At 68.0% G+C, this 701-nt stretch carries 1 protein-coding gene; it reads right to left on the bottom strand.

Annotation, left to right across the window (positions count from 1 at the left end):
* Positions 1 to 680: helix-turn-helix domain-containing protein (locus ACTMTF_RS49410; RefSeq protein ID WP_441117038.1), on the bottom strand; the 680-nt coding region annotated here is incomplete at its 3' end.
* Positions 681 to 701 lie beyond the last annotated feature (21 nt).

The raw sequence follows: 701 nt of genomic DNA on the forward strand, positions 1-701 counted from the left end.
CGATCGTGGATCACGAACCGCAGCCCGGCGATGCGCTCCCCCAGGTCCATGACCAGGTTGCGGGCCTGCTGCGCCGTCCATGCTCCGGTCGGACGCGCGGTTACTCCGGCCAGGTGCAGTCGCCGGGTGCCGTGCTCGATGAAGACCAGCACGTACAGCCACTTGAGCAGCACCGTCTCGACCACGAGGAAGTCGCAGGCGATGATCGCGTGGGCTTGGGCGGTCAGGAACTGCCGCCAGGTCGGCCCGGACCGGCGGGGCGCGGAATTGACGCCGGCGGCGTGCAGGATCTCCCACACCGTGGAGGCCGCGATCGAGTACCCCAGCCGAGCCAGCTCTCCCTGGATTCTCCGATGCCCCCAGGTCGGGTTCTCCCGGGCCATTCGCACGATCAGTGCCTTGACCGGCCGGCGAGTGCAAGGGCGTCCTGGGCGTCGCCGGTCGGTGAAGGTCCACTTGCGCGCTACGAGGTCACGGTGCCAGCGCAAGATCGTCGCTGGGGTGATCGGGAACACCTCCGCCCACCGGCGGCGGTGGACCAATCGCGACAATGCCGCAAGCCAGAGCCGGTCAGCGTGACCCCACCGCAGTCGACCATCGAGTCGACGGCGGAGGACCTGGTTCTCCTGACGGAGCACCAGCAGCTCAACATCCTTGGACAGATCAGAGCGGATCAGCACGGCCAACAGGCCGAACAAGCC

This window comes from Nonomuraea sp. ZG12, from assembly GCF_052068115.1.
Classification (GTDB): Bacteria; Actinomycetota; Actinomycetes; order Streptosporangiales; family Streptosporangiaceae; genus Nonomuraea.